Source organism: Streptomyces sp. NPDC005805, from assembly GCF_040630445.1.
Classification (GTDB): domain Bacteria; phylum Actinomycetota; class Actinomycetes; order Streptomycetales; family Streptomycetaceae; genus Streptomyces.
The window spans coordinates 1-20,424 of record NZ_JBEXXN010000010.1 but is presented as its reverse complement, the minus strand read 5'-3'; the positions used below and the strand labels follow the sequence as shown (position 1 = coordinate 20,424).

The window sequence follows — 20,424 nt, the reverse complement described above, 5'->3', positions numbered from 1 at the left end:
GACGAAGACTGAGAGTCCGCCGCCATGTACGAGTTGTCCCGGGTCCGCCTCTACTCCATCGGCCCCGCCGGTGCGCGCTACGCCGACACCGTGCTCGACCTGCGCGGAGTCGGCGCGCCCGTGCCCCACCCCGCCCCCACCCAGGCGGAGTTCTTCGAGGAGGAGCCCGTCGGCCCGCCGCGCCGCCCCGCGCCCGCCGGCGTCCTCTTCCTGGAGAACGGCGGCGGCAAGTCCGTGCTGCTCAAGCTGATCTTCTCGGTGATGCTGCCGGGCCACCGCAACACCCTGGGCGGCGCCAGCTCCGGCGTGCTGCGCAAGTTCCTGCTCGCCGACGACTGCGGCCATGTCGCCCTGGAGTGGCAGCACACCCAGACCGGCGAGCTGGTCGTCGTCGGCAAGGTCAGCGAGTGGCGCGGCCGGCAGGTCTCGGGCGACCCGCGCAAGTTCGCCGAGGCGTGGTACTCGTTCCGCCCCGGCCCCGGCCTGAGCCTGGACAGCCTGCCCGTCGCCGAGTCCACCGCCGTGCGCCCGCCCGTCGAGGGCGCGTCCGGCGCCCGGGGGCGGCGGCGCACCATGAAGGGCTTCCGGGACGCCGTCACCGAGGCCGCCAAGGCGTACCCCCATCTCGACCTCCACTGGGAGGAGATCCACGACCGCTGGAACGAGCACCTCGGCGACATCGGCCTCGACCCCGAACTCTTCCGCTACCAGCGGGAGATGAACGCCGACGAGGGCGAGGCGGCCGGCCTGTTCGCGGTCAAGAAGGACTCCGACTTCACCGACCTGCTGCTCCGCGCGGTCACCGACACCCGGGACACCGACGGCCTCGCCGACCTCGTCAGCGGCTTCGGCAACAAGCTCGGCCGCCGCGCCGAGCTGACCGCCGAACGGGACTTCACCGCGGGCTCGGTCGACCTGCTCGGCCGGATCGTCGACGCCACGGCGCACCGCGCCCGGGTCCGGGACGTCCACGCGGGCGCCGAGCGCCGCACCCGCACCCTGGCCCGCCGGCTCTCCGCCCGCGCCGCCGGGGAACGGGGGCTCGCCGCCGAACTCGCCCAGCAGGTGGCGACCGCGGCCCACGCGGTCACCGAGTCCGAGCAGGCCCGCTCCCACAGCTCCCTCGTCGCCGCCGAACTCGCCTACCGCCACGCTTCCCTCGCCCTCACCGCGGCCGAGAAGGGCGCGGCCGCCCAGCGCCGCGAACTGATCGACGCCCGCACCCTGCACTCCGCCTGGCAGGCCGCCGAGGCCGTGCTCCGCCACCGCGCCGCGAGCGACCGCGCCACCCGCGTCGCCGCCGCCATCCGCGAGGCCGAGCGGGACGCCGCCCCGGCCCTCGCGGCCCGCGCCGAGGCCGCGGGCGACCTGGTGCGCGCCCTGCACGCGGCCGCCGAGGACGGCGAACGCCTCGCCAACGAGGAGGAGGAGCGTTCCCGGGCCCTCCAGGAGTCCGCCGAGGCGGCCCACCGCGACGCCACCGCCGCGGCCACCGAGGCCCAGCGCGCCCGCAGCGAGATCGGGCACCTGCGGCAGCGCCTGGCCGAGGTCGAGCGGGAGACGGCCGAGGCCGTCCGGTCCGGCTGGCTCGACGACACCGCCCCCGACGCCGACCCCGCCCGCGCGGCCCTCGCCGCGAGCGACGCGGAGAAGCCTGCCGTCGCCGCGTTCGAGGCGGCCCGCGAGACCGCCCGCGTCACCGCCGAGCGCGCCAAGGAGGCGGCCGCCGCCGAGTCCCGCGCCGAACTGGCCGCCGCCCGCGCCGAGGACGCGGCCGTCGCGGCCGAGCACGCCTACGAGGCCGAGCGCCGCGCCGCCGAGTCCCTCGCCGACGACGAACGCCTCGCCGAGCTGCTGGGGCTCGCCCATGCGCCGTCGGCGGGTCCCGCACCCGGGGCCGGCCCCGTGCCGGGCCCGCGCACCCCCGGCGACCGCACCGCCCCCGCCGCACACCAGGGCCCCGGCGCCCCCGCCGAGCGGACCTCCGGCACCCCGGACGGCACCGCCCCCGACCGGCCCGCCGCCACGGACGGACAAGCCGCCTCCGCCCCGCAAGCCGCCTCCGCCCCGCAAGCCGCCCCCGCTCCCGACGGCGCCCCCGGCCCGGGCCGCCTCACCGCCGCCGACATCGACCACTTCGCCGACGAACTGCGCGAACTGCTCGACACCTCCGTCACCTCGGCCGAACGCCAGCTCTTCGACCTGCGCACCGCCGCCGCCGACGACGCCCGCATCCTCGGCGCCCTCGGCGACGGCGGCCTCCTGCCGCCCGCCCCCGACGTCCTGGCCACCGTCGAGTACCTGGGCGAGCACGGCATCCCGGCCCTGCCCGGCTGGCGCTACCTCGCCCAGTCCGTCGACCCCGCCGACCACGCGGCCGTCCTCGCCGCCCGGCCCGAACTCGTCGACGGTGTCGTCGTCACCGACCCCGACTCGCACGCCCGCGCCCGGGAGGTCCTGGCCGGCGCCGCCCTGCTGCCCCGGTCCGCCGTCGCCGTCGGCACCGCCGCCGCGCTCCTCGCCCCGGTGCCCGGCACCGGCGGGGGAGCGCCCGCCGATGTGTTCCTCGTCCCGCCGAACCCGGCCATGCACGACGAACACGCCGCCGACGAGGAGCGGCACGCCCTGCGCGCCCGGGCGAGCGCGCGGGACGAGGAGATCCGGGCGCTCGCCGCGCGCCTCGCGGGCGACCGCTCCCTCGGCGCGCGTCTCGCCGCCTGGCGCGACGACTGCCCGCCGGGCATGCTCGCCGAACTCGCGGCCGCCGCCCACACCGCCCGCCAGGGCGCCGCCGAGGCCGAGGAGCGCCTCACCGAGGCCCGCACCGTACGCGCCGAGGCCGACGAGTCGGCGGCGGACGCGGCCCGGGTGCGCGACGAGCGGCAGGAGGCCGCGCAGCGGGCCCGCCGGGCCGCCGACGCCCTCGCGGGCCTCGCGTTCCGGCTCCGCGAGCGCGCCGCCTGGCAGCAGCAGCTGCGCGAACTGGCCGAGGACGCCGCCGAGTCGGAGGCCCGCGCCGCCGCCTGTCTGGAACGCGCCAAGGCCGCCGACGAGGACCGCCGCGCCGCCCAGCGCGCGGGCGACGACGCCCGCCGCACCGCCCGCGCCCTGCGCGCCGAGCGGGCGGAGATCGCCGGCGCCCCCGAACCGCTGCCCGAGGGCACCGGCGCGCCCCGCGCCTCCCTGCCCGCCCTGCGCGAGGCGTACCGGGCGGCCTCCCGCCTCTACGAGAAGGTCGGCGTCGGTGCCGATCTGCGGGCCGAGCAGGCCCGCGCGGAGAGCGACGAGTCCGCCGCCCTCGCCGAACTCGACCGGCTCACCAACAAGGTCCGCACCCGCGCCGCCCAGCTCCTGGAGGGCACCGACGGGGCGGACGGCCCCTCACGGCAGGCCGCCGCCGCCCGCGCCGAGTCCCTGGTGCAGATGCTGGAGACCCGCGCCTCCGAGGCCAGCGAGAAGCTGGGCCGGCTGCGCGGTGAGGCGGAGCGGCTGGCTCCGGCGGACGGCGAGGCCCACACCGCGCTGCCCGAGGACCTGGTGCCGTCCGACGCCGAGCACGCCCAGGCCCTGCTGCGCACCGCGAGCGCCGAACTGGCCGCCCGCACCGACGCGCTGGAGAGCGCCCGCACCACGCACGCCGGTCTGCTGCGCGCCCACCGCGCCGCCGAGGACGCGGCCGGCGGCTTCGACGAGACCGCCGCCCTGCTGCGCGACCTCCTCCGCGACCAGCAGCACGACGAGGAGCCCGGCCAGGAGCCGGAGCCGTACCCGGGGACGCTGGAGGAGGCCCGGGGCTCCGCCGCCGAGGCCCGCCGCTCGCTGCGCGGCTGCGCCGGGGACCTCTCGGCCGCCGAGGCCGCGGTGCGCGAGGCGTGCGACGTCCTCGTCCGCCACGCCAACTCCACCCGCTACGAGCAGGTCCGCACCCCCGCCCGCCAGCAGATCCGCGAACTGCCCGCGGCCGCGCTGCCGGACCACGCCGCGAAGTGGGCGGAGGCGTTCGCCCCGAGGCTGCGGGTGCTCACGGACGAGCTGTCCCAGCTGGAGCGCAACCGCGACACCATCGTGGACCGGCTGCGCGGACTCGTGGAGTCCGCCCTCGCCACCCTGCGCTCGGCCCAGCGCCTCTCCCGCCTGCCCGAGGGCCTCGGCGAGTGGTCGGGCCAGGAGTTCCTGCGCATCCGCTTCGAGGAGCCCGACCAGGCGACGCTGACCGAACGGCTCGGCGAGGTCGTCGACGAGGCCACCCGCGCCGCCGTCCGCAAGAACGCGGGCGGCAGCTACGGCGAGGGCCGGCGGGACGGTATGTCCCTGCTGCTGCGCGGGGTGCAGGCGGCCCTGGAACCGAAGGGCGTCGCCGTCGAGATCCTCAAGCCGGACGCGGTGCTCCGGGCGGAGCGGGTGCCGGTCGGGCAGATGGGCGACGTCTTCTCCGGCGGCCAGCTCCTCACCGCCGCGATCGCCCTGTACTGCACCATGGCCGCGCTGCGCAGCAACGACCGGGGCCGGGACAAGCACCGGCACGCGGGCACCCTCTTCCTGGACAACCCCATCGGCCGGGCCAACGCGACCTATCTGCTGGAGCTCCAGCGGGCCGTGTCCGACGCCCTCGGCGTCCAGCTCCTGTACACGACGGGCCTGTTCGACACGACGGCGCTGGCGGAGTTCCCCCTCGTCATCCGGCTGCGGAACGACGCGGACCTGCGGGCGGGGCTGAAGTACATCAGCGTCGAGGAGCATCTGCGGCCCGGTCTGCCTCAGGCCGACCCGGAGGGGGAGGCGGTCCACGGGGAGATCACGGCGACCCGGATGTTCAAGCGGGCCGCTCCGGTCCCCGCCCAGCCGGGCCCGGCCGCCGAGGGCTGACCGCCCGGGCGCCGAGGGCCGGCCCCGGGCGGGTCCGGAGGCCGGCCCTCGGCGGCCACCGAAGACCGGACCCGGGCCGCCACGGCCACCGCGTTGCTCCGCCGGCCGTCGCGTGAACGTGACAAGGGGCCCGGGGGCGCGACCGGATCAACGGTCGCGCCCCGGGCCCCTCGTGTGCGCCCGCCGCCGGGCGGCGTCCCCGGGGTCGGGTTCAAGGCTCAGGCGCGGGACAGCCGCCCCGTACCGCTCTTGCCTATCCGCCCGGCCTCGCGCGCCGCGACCCGCGCGGCCCGGCGGGCCCGGCGCCGCTCGCGCCGGAGCTGCCGGGCCGTGCTGCTCGGCACCGAGACCACGCCGTTGCGCTGGTTCCACACCTGGCGCGTCACCCACACGTCCAGCACCGCCCAGGTGGCGACCACCGTCCCCGCGACACTGGTGAGCACGGTCGGAAAGGCCAGCCAGGAATCGGTCACGGTGAACAGGAACGCCGCCATCGCCTGGATCAGCGTCACCGAGACGATGATGACCGCGCGCACGGCCGCCCTGCGGACCGGATCCGCCATACGCCGCCTGCCGTGGTCCTCCTCCACCCAGAGCGGACGCTCCGGAGCCGGCCGCCGGGGCCCGCGACCCTCCGGCCGCCCGGGCCCGGCACCCGCGGCCCCGGCACCCGCCGGACCACCCTCCCGCCGCCGTTTTTCACCCGCGGCCGCCGCGCCCGTGGCGGAACGTTCCCGCCCGGTCTCCGCGCGGCCTGCCACCGGACCGGCGGGCAGGGCGCCCGACTGCTGACGCGGCATCTGCGGCACCTCGGGCGCCTGCCGGTCGCCGCCGGACGCATCGTGCCGTCGCTCGTCCGTGTCCATGGTCCGTGTCACTCCCCGCCTCTGTCCGACTTCAGGGTGTCTGCCCGGAATCGGCCGCTCTACTCCGTGGGTTGTCCGCCGCCGGCCGTCCGCTCCCGGGGCGCCGGCGCGCCCCGACCCCGTGCGTCTGCCCTGCCGTGCGGTACCGGATGCGTCACGGCAGTGAACCGGTGTGACATCCCATCCGTATTGACGAGTGAAGTGACGAGAAGATTCCCCCGAGTTGTTCCGTGACGCATACTTCCGGCCATCTGCGGCGGTCCGGAATTCGACGGGTGACCGCCCCCTCCGGTGCTCCACCGCGATCCCACACCACCGAAATAGCAGGACATCCCGTGATCACCGCTCCGTGCCGAGGCCGAAAATCGTCCCGGACGTGCCTTCGAGTTGTACGCCCGGCAGTAGTACGCTCTCGCCGTTTGCTGACGGAACACCCGCCGAGCCGGACCGGGTTGAGCAGGGGGAGGCCATGCGCTTTCGCGGGACGTCCATCCGCCGGAAGATCGTGGCGCTTCTGCTCGTACCGCTGCTAGCGCTGACCGGCCTGTGGGGGTTCGCGACCTTTCTGACGGGCCGTGAGGCCGCCCAACTCCTCGACGCCACCGCCGTCTCCGAGGACGTCGGCACCCCCGTCGAGACCGTCGTCGACCGGATCCAGCAGGAGCGCCGCCAGACGCTCGTCTACCTCGCCGACCGCCGCGCCTCGGACGCGCAGCCCGCCCTCACCACCCGGCGCGCGGCCACCGACGAAGCCGTCGCCACCCTGCGCGCCGACACCGCCGAATCCTCCGTCCGCGACGCCATGACACCCGGGACCGCCCGCCGGCTCACCGCCGTCCTCGACGCCCTGGACGGCATGCCCGCGCTCCGCCGCTCGGTCGACGCCAACGCCGTCTCACGGCTGAAGGCCATGGACTTCTACAACGGCCTCGTCGACCCGGCCCACAGTCTCCTGCTCACCGTCCGCGCCGTCGACGACACCGACGCCGAGCGCGAGGGCCGCGCCCTCGTCGGCCTGCTGCGCGCCCGCGAGATCCTCTCCCGCGAGGACGCCCTCGTCGCCTCCGCCCTCACCACCCGCAAGGTCACCGGACCCGAGGTGCGGGCCCTCACCGACCTGGTCGCGCAGCGCAAACTCCACTACCGGATCAGCGCGGAGTCCCTGCCGGCCCGCGAACGCGAGATCGTGGAGTCCTACTGGGACAGCCCCGAGACCGCGCCCCTGCGCGAGGCCGAGGAGCGCCTGATCGCCGCGGGCCCGGACGACGGACTCGCCTCCGCCGAGATCGGCCGCTGGCAGGAGGCCGCCGCCCCCGTCCTGGACGACCTCGCCCGTGAGGCCGCCGCGGCGGGTGAGCGCCACCACGACCGCATCGAGCCCGCCGCGTACAGCGTGTTCGTCCGTGCGGGCGTCGCCGGGGTCCTCGGCTTCCTGGCCCTGCTGGTCTCCGTGGTCGTCTCCGTCCGCATCGGCCGGGAACTCGTGCGCGCCCTGACCCGGCTGCGCAAGGAGGCCCACGAGGTCGCCGGGGTCCGCCTGCCGAGCGTGATGCGGCGCCTCGCGGCGGGGGAGCCCGTCGACGTCGAGACCGAGGCGCCGCGCCTGGAGTACGGCCGGGACGAGATAGGCCAGGCGGCCCAGGCCCTCAACACCCTCCAGCGGGCCGCCGTCGAGGCCGCCGTCCGCCAGGCCGACATGCGGCGCGGGGTGTCCGAGGTCTTCGTCAACCTGGCCCGCCGCAACCAGGTCCTGCTCCACCGCCAGCTCACCCTCCTCGACGCCATGGAGCGCCGTACCGAGGACACCGAGGAACTCGCCGACCTGTTCCGGCTCGACCACCTGACCACCCGGATGCGCCGCCACGCCGAGGGCCTGGTGATCCTCTCCGGCGCCGCGCCGTCCCGTCAGTGGCGCAAGCCGATCCAGCTGATGGACGTCGTCCGCGCCGCCGTCGCCGAGGTCGAGGACTACGAGCGGATCGAGGTGCGCAGGCTGCCTCGGATCGGCGTCGGCGGCCCCGCCGTCGCCGATCTGACCCATCTGATCGCCGAACTCCTGGAGAACGCCACGGTGTTCTCCCCGCCCCACACCGGCGTCCAGGTCCTCGGCGAACGGGTGGCCAACGGCTTCACCCTGGAGATCCACGACCGGGGACTGGGCATGACACCCGACGCCCTCCTCGACGCCAACCTCCGCCTCGCCGAGACCCCCGAGTTCGAGCTCTCCGACACCGACCGCCTCGGCCTGTTCGTGGTCAGCCGTCTCGCCCAGCGCCAGAACGTGCGCGTCTCGCTCCAGCAGTCGCCCTACGGCGGTACCACGGCCGTCGTCTTCATCCCGGCCGCCCTGCTCACCGAGGCGCCCGAGACCGAGGGCACCGGCTTCCGCCTGGACCGCAGGACCGATACCGCCGGGCGGCGCGGCCCCGGCCGGCTCGCCCTCTCCCAGGCCCCGCCCGGCGCGGCCGGCCCCACGGTGCTCGACGGGCCGGTCGAACTGGAGGCCCCCATGGGCACCCTGGGCCTCGACGACACCGAGGGCCGGGACCGCGCCCGGCGGGACCGTGGCGTACGGGACACCCCCGGCCGGGACCGTGCCGGCGGCGACCGTGCCACGGCCGGGGGAGCCCTCGGCGACCTCTCCCTCACCGGACTCGCCGACCTCGACGACACCGAGAGCGAACGCGGCGGCCTCTTCCGCGCCCGCTCCCCCCGCCACGAGACCGGGACCGAGCCCGGGGAGCACCGCACACCGCCGTCCGCCGGCCCGCCGCTCGGAGCCGTGCCCCTGCCGCGCCGCCGCCCGCCCACCCTGGTCAGCGACCACGGGCGGCGCGTGGACGACCGGGGCGCCGCGGGCCGCCACCACCCCGCACCCGGGACCGGTCCCGCCACCGAAGACCTCCCCGACAAGGGCCTGACCGGCGACGACCGCCCGCGCACCGGCCCCGTCCCGCTCGCCCGCCGCACCCCGACCGGCTCCCGGGCCCGCTCCACCGCCTCCGGGCCCGTCGCCTCCGGCCCCGCCGGGGACCGCGTCCCCGACCCCGTCCCGCTGACCCCGGTGCGTCGCACCCGCCCCGCGCCGGACCGCGCCGTCCGGCCCCCCGGACCTGCCGGGGCGCGCGCCGAGAACCGGCCGCCCCGGGAGGCCGAGGACCCGGCCCGCCCCGCCGCCCCGGCCCCCGGCGGCGAGGGCCTCCCGCGGCGGGTCCGCCAGGCCAGCCTCGCCCCCCAGCTCCGCCGCCCCTCCGGCGAGGAGCCGCCCGCCCCGCCCCCGGCCGCCGGGCCGCCCGCCGAGGAGGAACGCGACGCGGAGGCGGTCCGCGCCCGGATGGCCGCCATGCAGCGCGGCTGGCAGCGGGGCCGTCGGCACAACGCCGCCCTCGCCGACCCGGACGACGCCGCCGGCCCCGCGCCCGACCGGTCGGCGGACCCCGCCACCGCGTCCGGCCCCGCGCGCAGCGGCCCCGCGCCCAACGGGCCGACGGACCCCGCCACCGACGACCACGGCGCCGGTTCCGGCCGGACCGCACCAGGAACGACACCCGAGGGGGACGGTCGATGACCGCACCGCACGCCGCAGGACCCGCCACCAGCACCCGGAACGGCGCCAGAACCGCCACCCGCCCCGCCGGCACCCCCGGCGAACTCGACTGGCTCCTCGACGAACTCGTCGACCGCGTCGCCAGCGTCCGCCAGGCCCTCGTCCTCTCCGGCGACGGCCTGGCCCGGGGCTCCTCCCGGGACCTGTCCCGGGAGGACGGCGAGCACCTGGCCGCGGTCGCCTCCGGCTTCCACAGCCTCGCCAAGGGCGTCGGCCGCCACTTCGAGGCCGGCCGGGTCCGCCAGACCGTCGTCGAACTCGACGAGGCCTTCCTCTTCGTGACCGCCGCGGGCGACGGCAGCTGCCTCGCCGTGCTGGCCGACGCCGACTCCGACGTCGGCCAGGTCGCCTACGAGATGACCCTCATGGTGAAGCGGGTCGGCGCCCACCTGGCCACCGCGCCCCGGACCGGTCCGGCCGCCGGGGGGTGAGCGGCAGCCATGGGTGAGTCCGTCCGGAACAGTCCCAGGCCGCCGCACTGGATCGACGCGGACGCCGGTCCCGTCGTCCGCCCCTACGCCATGACCCGTGGCCGCACCGGCCACGACAGCCGCCACCGCCTCGACCTGATCGCCCTGGTGATCCCCGAGGCCGCGGCCGACGACCCGGGGGCGGACCAGTCGCTCTCCCCCGAGCACGTCGAGATCGTCGAACGCTGCGGCGACGCGCCCCAGTCGATCGCCGAACTCGCCGCCGGACTCGACCTGCCCGTGGGCGTGGTCCGGGTCCTGGTCGGCGACCTCGTGGACGACGCCCTCGTCCATGTGACCCGTCCCGTACCGCCGGCGGAACTGCCGGACGTCAGCATTCTGCGCGAGGTGATCAATGGCCTTCGGGCGCTCTAGCCGCCGAACGGCACCGGTCGAGCCGGTGACGTTGAAGATCCTGGTGGCGGGCGGCTTCGGTGTCGGCAAGACCACCCTGGTCGGCGCCGTCAGCGAGATCAGACCGCTGCGCACCGAGGAGACGCTCAGCGAGGCCGGGCGGCCCGTCGACGACGTCTCGGGCGTCGAGTCGAAGTCCACGACCACCGTCGCCATGGACTTCGGCCGGATCACGCTCCGCGAGGACCTGGTGCTCTACCTGTTCGGCACCCCCGGGCAGGACCGGTTCTGGTTCCTCTGGGACGAACTCGCCCAGGGCGCCCTCGGCGCCGTGGTCCTCGCCGACACCCGCCGCCTCGGCGACTGCTTCGCCGCGGTCGACTACTTCGAGCGCCGGGGCATCCCCTTCGCCGTCGCGGTCAACTGCTTCGAGGGGGCGGAACGGTTCACCGCGGAGGCCGTGCGCGGCGCACTCGACCTGGACGAGGACGTGCCCCTGCTCATGGGCGACGCCCGCGACCGCGAGTCCGTCAAGAACATCCTGGTGACCGTGGTCGAGCACGCCCTCGCCCGGGTCGACCACATCCCGGAGCCCGCCGTGACCTGAAGCCCCCGCGCGGTCCGCGCGAGCACGGCCCGTACCCCCACCGACCGGGGTACGGGCCGTGCGTCCGCGGGGCGGGCCCGCCGTGGGAGCGGTCCCGGTGAACCGGCAGTGTTCTCCTGACGTGACGACACGTCAAGGCTGTTGACGCGAGGTCCGGTTCCCGGCCGGAGCCGCCCTGGTCAGCCGTTCTGGGCCAGCCACTTCTGCGCGGTCTCCGCCAGCTCGTGGTCCCGGCCCGCCAGCATCATCCGGATCATCTGCGCGTCCCCGCGCAGCGACCAGGCCGGGTGCCCGAAGGTCGCCGGATTGTTCCTCTCGATGAGGAAGTGCGCGGGCCAGGCGGTCCCGTAGCCGATCAGCGGCAGCGCGGCCGCGTACCGCCACCGGCCCCGGGCCAGCCCGTACGCGCTGATCGCCAGCCCGGTCAGAGTGCCCGTCAGATGCACCCACCGGGTCGCCGCGCGGGAGTGCATCGCCACGTAGTACGGCCAGAACTCCTCGTACGTCGCGAAGTGCCGCTCGAAGGTCCGCTGCTCACTGGTCTGCTGCGTCATGACCGCACGGTAGCCCCGGACCGCCCCGCCGTCAGCCTGCCCGACCGGACCCGTTCGCGCCGCCCTGGCCGAGGGACCGCCACGCCACCGGGCGCACCCCCACCGGGACGCCCGGCAGGCGGACGAGGGTCGGATCGACGGTCCCGCCCTGCGCTGTGCCCCGACCGAGCGGAGAACCTAACGGAACGAGCGCATCCGCCCACCGTCCCCCACCGCCCGCCCCGGCGAAGGGTCCCGTCGGCTACAGTCCGAACGTGTCCAGCCACTCCCACTGCGGCCACTGCGGAGCGCCGTTCGGCGCGGACGCCGGCTGGCCGCGCGTCTGCCCCGCCTGCCGCGCGACCACCTACCGCAACCCTCTCCCCGTCGCCGTCGCGCTGCTGCCCGTCACCGGAGACGGCCCGCAAGACGCCCCCGGCCTCGTCGTCGTCACCCGCGCCATCGAACCCGCCCTCGGCGGGACCGCCCTGCCCGGCGGCTTCATCGACCACGGAGAGGACTGGCGGCACGCCGTGGTCCGCGAACTCCGCGAGGAGACCGGCATCGAGGCCGCCCCGGACGACGTACGGCTCGCCGACGCGCTGAGCTCACCCCACGGCCATCTCCTCCTCTTCGGCCTGCTGCCGCCCCGCCCCGCCGACGCCCTGCCACCGGTCCGGCCCACCGAGGAGACCGACGGCTGGCACATCCTGCGCGCCCCGGAGGAACTGGCCTTCCCCCTGCACACCGTGGCCGTCCGCAACTGGTTCACCGGCGCCTACGCCACCCGCTGACCAGCCCCCGGGCGTCGCCCCGTCACCCCAGCCCGCGCACCCGCACCGGCCCGCGCGCCGGCACCCGCTCCTCACCCGCGACCCGCTCCACCACCACGGCCCCGCCCTCCCACCGGGTCACCAGCCGCTCGGCCCGGGGCCGTACCCAGCCGTCACCCGCCTCGCGCACCACCAGACCGCCACCCGTCCGCCCCTCGGCCGGCGCCCAGGCCTCCAGCTCGGCGCCCCCGTCCGCGCCGCGCACCGCGAGCACGGACCCGGCCCGCGCCAGCACCGGGACCCGCCCCCTCGGCGCGTCCACCAGCACCCGGCCCGGCCCTTCATGGACGGCCCCGGTCGCCGTGTCATACCAGCGCCCCCGCGGCAACCGCACCGCCCGCCGCACGCACCCCGGCTCCAGCACCGGCGCCACGAGCAACGCCTCGCCCAGCAGAAAGGCGTCCTCGCACTCCCGCAGCCTCCGGTCGCGCGGACTGCCCCACCACAGCGGCCGCACCACCGGCGCCCCCGTCCACCGGGCCAGACACGCGAGCGACAGCAGATACGGACGTAGCCGCTCCCGCTCCCGCAGCACCGCCTCCCCCTCCGCCGACCCGGACGCGTCCCCCCGGCCGGTGCGCAGCAACGGCAGAAACGCCGCCAACTGGAGCCGCCGCAGCGCGAGTTCGGCATCCTCCACGGTCCCGTCCGCCACCGTGTCCAGCCCGGCGAACGGCACCCCGCACAGACCCAGCCCCAGCACCTGCGCCAGCCCCGCCCGCAGCCCCGGCCAGCCCGCCGGCCCGTCCCCGCACCACACCGCCCCGTACCGCTGCGCCCCGACCCGGCCGTCGTACGTCACGACGAACGGCCGCTCACCGGGGCGCGCCGCCCGCAGCCCCGCATACGCGGCCCGCGCCGACGACAGCCCGTCCCGTCCCTGCGCCGCGTCCGCGACCGCCGCCGGGGCGGGGGAGCGCGGCACCCCGGCGGCCCGCCCCGCCGACCGGTCCCGGAAGACCCCGGAGAACCCCTGCGCCGGCAGGGCCTCGCACCAGGCACCCCACTCCTCCTCCGGCGGGGCGCCGGAGCCCGCCGTCCGCACCAGCCGTACCCCGTCCTCGCCCAGCGACTTGGCGAGCGCCGGCAGATCGGGCGGCCCCTCCGGCACCTCGCCGGACGCGGGAGCCACCCCGCCGGACCCGGAAGCCCGCGAGGGCGACCGGTCCGCGCCCGCCGCCCCGCCGCCGTCCTCCCCCTCCCCGACGTGCACGGCCGAGGGGACCACCCCGCGCTCCGCCCACCCCGCCACCAGCCCCCGCAGCTCCCGCTCGCCGACCGGCCCGCCCAACGCGTGATGCCGGCCCAGCGCCCACACCGGCGGCAGCGAGGCCCGGCCGGTCAGCCGCGCGAACCCGTCCAGGACCCTGGCCGGACCGCCCACCAGCACCCAGCTCCGCAGCGGCCCGCCGTCCATCCGCCACTCCACCGACCCCGGCCGGTCATGGCCCGAACCGGCGCCCTCCTCGCCCTCCCGCACGGTCACCCGGCCGTCCACCCCGTGTCGTGGAACGCCAGATGCGTCCCGGCGTCGGCCACCACCAGGTGCACCGGCATCACCGCGCCCCCGGCCGCACCATCCGGCGCCGCGTCCCCCAGCACCACCGGTGTCTCCCGCACCCGGGGCCCCTCGGACCGGCCGCCCAGCCCGAACACCCGCGCGTCCGGGGCGATCTCGCTGCGCACCAGCCAGCGCGCGGCCCGGCGTGCCGGGCCGCCGTCCGCACCGTCCCGCTCCCACCAGCGCGGCGGCAGATCACGGCGCAGCACCACCCCGCCCGGTGTCCGGTACTCCACCGCGCCCGTGCGCGAGACCGCGACCGTCATCCGCTCCGACACCACCCGCCAGCCGCCGTCCATGTCCGGCTCCAGGGAGGTGCGCGGGTCCGGCTGCGGCGGCGGCCCGGCCAACGCCGACGACGGCCCGGGCGCCGCCCCGTCCCAGCCGCAGAAGACCGCGCCGCCCGCCGTCACCACCACCCGCAGCTCGGACCGGGCGAAACGGACCACGCCCCCGCCCGCCGAGGACTCGGCCCCGGTCACCTCACCCGGCACCCGGGCCCGCTCGCCGCCGCGCGCCGCCGACCCGGCACCGGCCCCCGCCTCCCCGGCGCCCGGCGTTTCGGTACCCGACGTCCCGGCGCCCGGCGCAAAGGGCCACACCGGGCGCACCCCACCGGGCCCCCGGCCCGAACCGAACCACTTCACCGCACGCAGCAGACCACGACCGTCCATACCGCTCACCCTGCCACCCGACCCCCGGTGACCGAGAGGGTGTTCAACTGCCGTTCACCGTGGTCGGAGCACTCAGGGGCACCCGTGGTGGGAGCACATAGGGGCACCGTGGTGGGAGCACATAGGGACACGTCCGACCATGGGTGATGAGCCCTGGTGTGAACGACGATCACATGGCATCGTCCCTGTCAGCCCGCCTCCGCGCACACCCCGCCCGAACGCGGGCCGGCGCAGACACCGCGCACCACCGCACGCAGACCCAGCCCGGGAGCCGCCCCATGACCTCAGCAGCGAACCCTGCCCCGCTCTGGCAGCCCGACTCCGAGCGCATCGCCGCCGCCCGCGTCACCCGCTTCCAGGCGTGGGCCGCCGACCGCCACGGAGCCCCGGCCGACGGCGGCTACCCGGCGCTGCACCGCTGGTCCGTCGACGAGCTGGAGACCTTCTGGCAGGCCGTCGCCGAGTGGTTCGAGGTCCGCTTCACCACCCCGTACGACCGCGTCCTCGCCGACCGGTCCATGCCCGGCGCCCACTGGTTCCCCGGCGCCACCGTCAACTACGCCGAACACGCCCTGCGCACCGCCGAGGACCCGGCCCGCGCCCAGGAGGCCGCACTCCTCTGCGTGGACGAGACCCAGCGGATCACGCCCGTGAGCTGGGCCGAGCTGCGCCGCCAGGTGGGCGCCCTCGCCGCCGGACTGCGCGCCCTCGGCGTCCGCCCGGGCGACCGCGTCAGCGGCTACCTCCCCAATGTCCCCGAGGCCGTCACCGCCCTCCTCGCCACCGCGGCCGTCGGCGCCGTGTGGACCTCCTGCGCCCCCGACTTCGGCGCCCGCAGCGTCCTCGACCGCTTCCAGCAGGTCGAACCCGTCGTCCTGTTCACCGTCGACGGCTACCGCTACGGCGGCAAGGAGCACGACCGCCGCGAGACCGTCGCCGAACTCCGCCGCGAGCTGCCCTCCCTGCGCGCCGTCGTCCACATCCCCCTGCTCGGCACCGACGCCCCCGACGGCGCCCTCGACTGGTCCGCCGTCACCGCGGGCGACACGGAACCCGTCTACGAACCGGTCCCCTTCGACCACCCGCTGTGGGTCCTCTACTCCTCCGGCACCACCGGACTGCCCAAGGCCATCGTCCAGTCCCAGGGCGGCATCCTCCTGGAACACCTCAAGCAGCTCGGCCTCCACTGCGACCTCGGCCCCGGCGACCGCTTCTTCTGGTACACCTCCACCGGCTGGATGATGTGGAACTTCCTCGTCTCCGGCCTGCTCACCGGCACCACCGTGATCCTCTACGACGGCAGCCCCGGCTACCCCGCCGTCGACGCCCAGTGGGCCGTCGCCGAACACACCGGCGCCACCCTCTTCGGCACCTCCGCCGCCTATGTCATGGCCTGCGCCAAGGCCGGCGTCCACCCCGGCCGCGACCACGACCTCTCCCGCGTCGCCTGCGTCGCCACCACCGGCTCCCCGCTCCCGCCCGACGGCTTCCGCTGGCTGCACGACGAGGTCCGCGAGGACCTGTGGATCGCCTCGGTCAGCGGCGGCACCGACGTGTGCAGCTGCTTCGCCGGCGCCGTCCCCACCCTCCCCGTGCACATCGGCGAACTCCAGGCCGCCTGCCTCGGCACCGACCTCCAGTCCTGGGACCCCCAGGGCAAGCCGCTCATCGGCGAGGTCGGCGAACTGGTCGTCACCAACCCCATGCCCTCCATGCCCGTCCGCTTCTGGAACGACCCCGACGGCAGCCGCTACCACGACTCCTACTTCGACATGTACCCCGGCGTCTGGCGCCACGGGGACTGGATCACCATCACCGGGACCGGCTCCGTCGTCATCCACGGCCGCTCCGACTCCACCCTCAACCGGCAGGGCGTCCGCATGGGCTCCGCCGACATCTACGAGGCCGTCGAACGCCTCCCGGAGATCCGCGAGTCCCTGGTCATCGGCCTGGAGGAACCCGACGGCGGCTACTGGATGCCCCTCTTCGTGCACCTCGCCGACGGCGCCGTCCTCGACGACGCCCTGCGCGACCGCGTCAAGCACACCATCCGTGAACAGCTCTCCCCGCGGCACGTCCCCGACGAGATCATCGAGGTCCCCGGCGTCCCGCACACCCTGACCGGCAAGCGCATCGAGGTCCCCGTCAAGCGCCTCCTCCAGGGCACCGCCCTCGCCAATGCGGTCAACCCCGGCTCCGTCGACAACCTCGACCTGCTCCGCTTCTACGAGGAAGTGGCCCGCACCCGCGGCAGCCGCGACTGACACCACCCGGCCCGCCCCGGCACCCGGGGCGGGCCACCCCCACTGTCAGTGCCGTCACTTACCGTGAGAATCCAGTGACCGAAAGCTCTCACGGGGGGTACCAGCATGACCGAGACAGGCCGCCGCGCACGCCCGGCGCAGACCGCCGCCCTGCGGCGCGCACTCCGCCGCGAAGTCCCCAGCACCGTCGGCATCCTCGCCGACCCGCGCGACTTCACCGCCATGCGCCGCTACCGCACCTTCACCTTCGACGACCACACCGCCTACCTCCGCCAGTCCGAACGCCTCCTCAATGACCTCGCGGGCCGGCACCTGCACACCACCCTCGCCCTCTTCGACCCCGACGACTACGCCGAGTTCTGCGCCGAGACGGGCCTCGAACCGGACAGCGCGGCCACCCGCAGCCGCTACACCGCGGACATCGCCGCCCGCGGCGTCACCGTCCCCTATACCGGGGCACCCCTCGTCGACCTGCTGCCCCACCTCGTCGACGCCGCCGTCCGCCACGCCACCTGGCAGTACGCCACCCTCCTCCTCGCCGACCTGGGCGACTGCGCGCAGTGCGGCCACGACACCGGGCGCTCCGCCTTCGACCGCGCCTCCCGCGTCGTCCACCGCATCCTCGACCTCGCGGGCCCCGGCAGCCACCACCTCGTCTGCAGCGTCCCCGCGCCCGACGAACAACTCCTCGCCGTCCTGCATGCCGAGGGCGACCCCGGCCGCACGGCCACCACCGTCGACGCGGACACCGGTGCCCAGTTCGTCACCGTCCTCGCTGCGGGCCTCGCCCTCGAAGGCCCCGGCGGCATCGTCCTGCGCACCGTCCGCCCCGGCCTCCCCGACCACCTCCACGGCTGGCGGCTGACCGGCGGCCGGGTCGCCCCGCTCACCGCGGGCGAGGTCTTCAGCGCCTACTGCACCGACGCCGCCACCGGCGAACCCGTCCCGCCCGAGCCCGGCGTCGAATACTGCGCGGGCTTCCCCCTCCCACCGGACGACCCGGAGGCCCACCACCACTGACCACCGCCGCACCCACCGGCCCCTCATGCCCCGGACACGCCGCAGGGGGCTCCCCGCCGTCCCGGCGGAAAGCCCCCTGCGCTCAATGACCGGATGCGGCTCCGGCGGCCCCGCGGCTACTCGCCGGAGAGCACCGCCTGGGCGGCCAGCCGCGCCTCCTCGGCGGTGTCGGCCGCGCGCGCCGCCGAAGCGGCCCGCTCGCACTGCGCGAGCGTGTACTTCGCCAGCGTCGCCCGCACATAGGGAATCGACGCGGCGCCCATCGACAGCGACGTCACACCCAGGCCCGTCAGCACACAGGCCAGCAGCGGATCGGAGGCCGCCTCGCCACAGACACCACAGCTCTTGCCCTCGGCCTTGGCCGACTCGGCCGACAGCGCGACCAGATCCAGCAGCGCCGGCTGCCACGGGTCCTGGAGCCGGGACACCGCGCCCACCTGACGGTCGGCGGCGAAGGTGTACTGCGCCAGGTCATTGGTCCCGAGGGAGAGGAACTCGACCTCCTGGAGAATCGAGCGCGCCCGCAGCGCGGCCGAGGGGATCTCGACCATGGCGCCGAACTTCGCCTGCAGCCCCGCCTCACGGCACGCGTCCGCGAACGCCCTGGCGTCCGTACGGTCCGCCACCATCGGCGCCATGACCTCCAGATACACCGGGAGGCCGTGCGCCGCCTTGGCCAGCGCGGTGAGCTGGGTCCGCAGCACCTCCGGGTGGTCCAGCAGACTGCGCAGCCCCCGCACACCGAGCGCCGGGTTCGGCTCGTCCGCCGGAGTCAGGAAGTCCAGCGGCTTGTCCGCGCCCGCGTCCAGCACCCGCACGACCACCCGGCCCTCGGGGAACGCCTCCAGCACCTGCCGGTACGCCTCGACCTGCTTCTCCTCGGAAGGAGCCTGCTTGCTGTCGTCCAGGAACAGGAACTCCGTGCGGAAGAGCCCCACGCCCTCCGCGCCCGCGTCCACGGCCGCCGGCACATCACCGGGGCCGCCGACATTGGCCAGCAGCGGCACCTTGTGCCCGTCGGACGTCGCCCCCGGCCCGGTCGACGCCGCGAGCGCCGCCTTCCGCTCGGCCGCGGCCCGCTCCATCTCCGTCCGCCGCTCCTCGGTCGGGTCGACGAAGATCTCGCCGGTGCTCCCGTCCACGGCGACGAGCGTCCCCTCGGCCAGCTCACCGGCACCGGGCAGCGCCACCACGGCCGGCACCCCGAGCGCCCGCGCCAGGATCGCGCTGTGACTCGTCGGCCCGCCCTCCTCGGTGACGAAGCCGAGCACCAGCGCCGGGTCCAGCAACGCGGTGTCGGCGGGCGCCAGGTCGCGGGCGATCAGCACATAGGGCTCGTCGCTGTCCGGCACACCCGGCATCGGCACCCCGAGCAGCCGCGCCACGATCCGGTTCCGCACGTCGTCCAGGTCCGCGACCCGCCCGGCCAGGTAGTCCCCGGCCCCGGCGAGCAGCGCCCGATACGCGGCGAACGCGTCGTACACCGCGCGCTCGGCCGTGCTGCCGACGGCGATCCGCCGTTCCACGTCCGACATCAGCTCGGGGTCCTGGGCCATCATCGCCTGGGCCTCCAGGACGGCCTGCGCCTCGCCGCCGGCCAGATTGCCCCGGGCGATCAGGTCCGCGGCCACGGCCTCGACGGCCTGGCGCGCGCGCCCCTGCTCCCGCTCCGCGTCCTCGGGCGGGGCCTGCTTGGCCGGGGGTTCGAGGACCGCCGTGCCCATGTGCCGCACTTCGCCGATCGCCACCCCGTGGCTCACGCCGACGCCTCGCAGCGTTGTCTCCATCTCACCGTCTCCGCTCGGGCGGCGACCGCTGCCGCCGCGTTGGTTGTCCGACCCGCCGTCACCGGCGGACGCAGGTCACTGCCAGCCGAAGAGGACGTCTCCGTCCTTCACCTCTCCGCCCTCGCGGACCTCGGAGAGCGAGTCGGGCGTGGCCTCCAGGGCCACGACGGGACAGATCGGCGACTTGCCCGCGGCCTCGACCTCGGTCGGGTTCCAGCGGATGACGGCCTGGCCGCGCTGCACGGTGTCGCCCTTGTTGACGAGGAGTTCGAAGCCCTCGCCGTTGAGCTGCACGGTGTCGATGCCCAGATGCGTCAGCACCCCGTGCCCTTCCGCGTCCACGACGACGAAGGCGTGCGGGTGCAGGGAGACGACGATGCCGTCGACGGGAGCCACGGCTTCGGAGGGGCCCCGATCGGGATCGATCGCCGTCCCCGGACCGACCATCGCGCCGGAGAACACGGGGTCGGGCACGGCCGCGAGCCCGATGGCCCGTCCGGCGAGAGGGGACGTCACTGTGGTCATGGAGCCTCCCAGGGCGGGGATTTGGTGCTGCGCCGTCACGGCCTGTACCCGGACGGCACACTGTTGAGCAGGGTATGTCACGTGAAGTTCAGTTTCCGCCTGAAACCTACGAGTTGGCGGATCCAGGGAGCATCACAAACGGTTTGCCTCGTCTGCGCACAAGCTGTAGTCTCGACCACCTGCCTCGCTCCGGCGCGACATCGAGTCGGAGGCCGGCGGCGCTCATCAAGCCGAGATCCTAACTGGTCTAAACCACTGCTGTCCGCAGGGTGGTGGTCAGAGGGACCTGAAAAGGCTGATAGAGTTTGGAACACCGAAGGGAAGCGCCCGGAGGGTCTCTGTGAAAAGAGCCCGAAGGAAGCGTCCGTTCCTTGAGAACTCAACAGCGTGCCAAAAATCAACGCCAGATTAGTTGATACCCCGTCCAGCCGACAGGTTTGTTGGTTGGTCGAGGTTC

General features: G+C 75.7%; 12 protein-coding genes and 1 pseudogene. 8 read left to right on the top strand and 5 right to left on the bottom strand.

Features of this window, described 5'->3' with window-relative positions; genetic code table 11:
• Positions 1–24 precede the first annotated feature (24 nt).
• Entirely contained in the window at positions 25–4,866 is a 4,842-nt protein-coding gene (locus ABZ457_RS08155) for a hypothetical protein (RefSeq protein WP_359155190.1), read from the top strand.
• A 218-nt stretch (positions 4,867–5,084) separates the two neighbouring features.
• Here the strand turns inward: ABZ457_RS08155 and ABZ457_RS08150 are convergent, their stop codons facing one another.
• Positions 5,085–5,666, bottom strand: coding sequence for a hypothetical protein (locus ABZ457_RS08150; RefSeq protein ID WP_359155377.1), 582 nt, complete (start codon positions 5,664–5,666; stop codon positions 5,085–5,087).
• Positions 5,667–6,201: 535 nt separating this feature from the next.
• Between ABZ457_RS08150 and ABZ457_RS08145 the strand changes: the two genes are divergently transcribed.
• Genes ABZ457_RS08145 through ABZ457_RS08130 form a run of 4 tightly spaced genes read left to right on the top strand, consistent with a single transcriptional unit; the run spans position 6,202 to position 10,770 of the window.
• Entirely contained in the window at positions 6,202–9,300 is a 3,099-nt protein-coding gene (locus tag ABZ457_RS08145) for a nitrate- and nitrite sensing domain-containing protein (RefSeq protein WP_359155188.1), read from the top strand.
• Positions 9,297–9,770 carry a roadblock/LC7 domain-containing protein gene (locus tag ABZ457_RS08140; RefSeq protein WP_359155186.1) on the top strand — a complete coding sequence of 158 codons (474 nt, stop codon included), beginning with the start codon at positions 9,297–9,299 and terminating at the stop codon, positions 9,768–9,770. The genes ABZ457_RS08145 and ABZ457_RS08140 overlap by 4 nt, the downstream gene beginning before the upstream one ends.
• A 9-nt stretch (positions 9,771–9,779) precedes the next feature.
• Positions 9,780–10,184: a DUF742 domain-containing protein gene (locus ABZ457_RS08135; protein ID WP_018850172.1), complete on the top strand. Its 405-nt coding sequence runs from the start codon at positions 9,780–9,782 to the stop codon at positions 10,182–10,184.
• Positions 10,165–10,770 (top strand): ATP/GTP-binding protein, encoded by a 606-nt coding sequence (locus ABZ457_RS08130; protein WP_359155184.1) that lies wholly within the window; start codon positions 10,165–10,167, stop codon positions 10,768–10,770. The genes ABZ457_RS08135 and ABZ457_RS08130 overlap by 20 nt, the downstream gene beginning before the upstream one ends.
• Before the next feature lie 179 nt (positions 10,771–10,949).
• Here ABZ457_RS08130 and ABZ457_RS08125 read toward each other — a convergent pair whose 3' ends face one another.
• A complete protein-coding gene (locus tag ABZ457_RS08125) occupies positions 10,950–11,324 on the bottom strand; it encodes a DUF962 domain-containing protein (protein ID WP_359155182.1) in 375 nt (124 codons plus the stop codon).
• Between the two features lie 254 nt (positions 11,325–11,578).
• Between ABZ457_RS08125 and ABZ457_RS08120 the strand changes: the two genes are divergently transcribed.
• Positions 11,579–12,097 (top strand): NUDIX domain-containing protein, encoded by a 519-nt coding sequence (locus ABZ457_RS08120; RefSeq protein WP_359155180.1) that lies wholly within the window; start codon positions 11,579–11,581, stop codon positions 12,095–12,097.
• 22 nt (positions 12,098–12,119) lie between these two features.
• Here ABZ457_RS08120 and ABZ457_RS08115 read toward each other — a convergent pair.
• Positions 12,120–14,371: pseudogene (locus ABZ457_RS08115) on the bottom strand (TIM-barrel domain-containing protein).
• A gap of 278 nt (positions 14,372–14,649) precedes the next feature.
• On the opposite strand from ABZ457_RS08115, the gene ABZ457_RS08110 reads away from it, so the two are divergent.
• Positions 14,650–16,635, top strand: coding sequence for an acetoacetate--CoA ligase (locus ABZ457_RS08110; protein ID WP_359155178.1), 1,986 nt, complete (start codon positions 14,650–14,652; stop codon positions 16,633–16,635).
• Between the two features lie 105 nt (positions 16,636–16,740).
• Positions 16,741–17,655 (top strand): hypothetical protein, encoded by a 915-nt coding sequence (locus tag ABZ457_RS08105; protein ID WP_359155175.1) that lies wholly within the window; start codon positions 16,741–16,743, stop codon positions 17,653–17,655.
• 116 nt (positions 17,656–17,771) lie between these two features.
• On the opposite strand, the gene ptsP is transcribed toward ABZ457_RS08105, so the two are convergent.
• Both ptsP and ABZ457_RS08095 read right to left on the bottom strand, forming a co-directional pair.
• Entirely contained in the window at positions 17,772–19,442 is a 1,671-nt protein-coding gene (ptsP, locus tag ABZ457_RS08100) for a phosphoenolpyruvate--protein phosphotransferase (RefSeq protein WP_359155173.1), read from the bottom strand.
• Between the two features lie 75 nt (positions 19,443–19,517).
• Complete coding sequence (locus tag ABZ457_RS08095) at positions 19,518–19,967, bottom strand: PTS glucose transporter subunit IIA (protein ID WP_359155171.1); 450 nt, start codon at positions 19,965–19,967, stop codon at positions 19,518–19,520.
• Positions 19,968–20,424 lie beyond the last annotated feature (457 nt).